1 protein-coding gene is annotated in these 503 nt (G+C 58.6%); it reads left to right on the forward strand.

The annotated features are described in order from the left end of the window. Positions 1-466, forward strand: a 466-nt coding sequence (locus ACOCD2_RS26345; protein ID WP_293650897.1) for a 4Fe-4S binding protein, incomplete at its 5' end; no start/stop codon positions are given. Positions 467-503 lie beyond the last annotated feature (37 nt).

A 503-nucleotide genomic window follows, 5' to 3' on the forward strand; every position in this document is an offset into this window, starting at 1 on the left:
GGTGTTCACTGAAGACGAATTGAAGGACGCGCCTGAAGGCTTCCTCTCACGTCCCATGAAAGGCAAGGAGTTTGCAGGCCTGCACGTGGCCTACCAGGTGGCGCCGGACGATTGTACCGGCTGCGGTATATGTGCCGATGTCTGCCCCGCGCGGGACAAGACCAATGTCGGTCACAAGTCCCTGGACATGGTGCCCAAAGACGAGATCATCGAGCAGAACCGCAGGAACTGGGCATTCTTCGAGCAGCTGCGGGAATACGACCGGGAAAAGATCGCCTGGCCGAAGATGAAGTCCGCCATGCTTTCCCAGCCCCTGTTCGAGTTCTCCGGGGCCTGCCTGGGTTGCGGTGAGACTCCCTACATCCGCCTCGCGACCCAGATGTTCGGTGATCGCATGCTGGTGGCCAACGCCACGGGCTGTTCCTCCATCTATGGCGGAAACCTGCCCACCACGCCTTATACGTAAGCGCCAAACAATCAGCCCTATTGCATTTTTTTGACAG

This window comes from Thiolapillus sp. (genome assembly GCF_048562965.1).
Lineage (GTDB): Bacteria > Pseudomonadota > Gammaproteobacteria > Chromatiales > Chromatiaceae > Thiolapillus > Thiolapillus brandeum_A.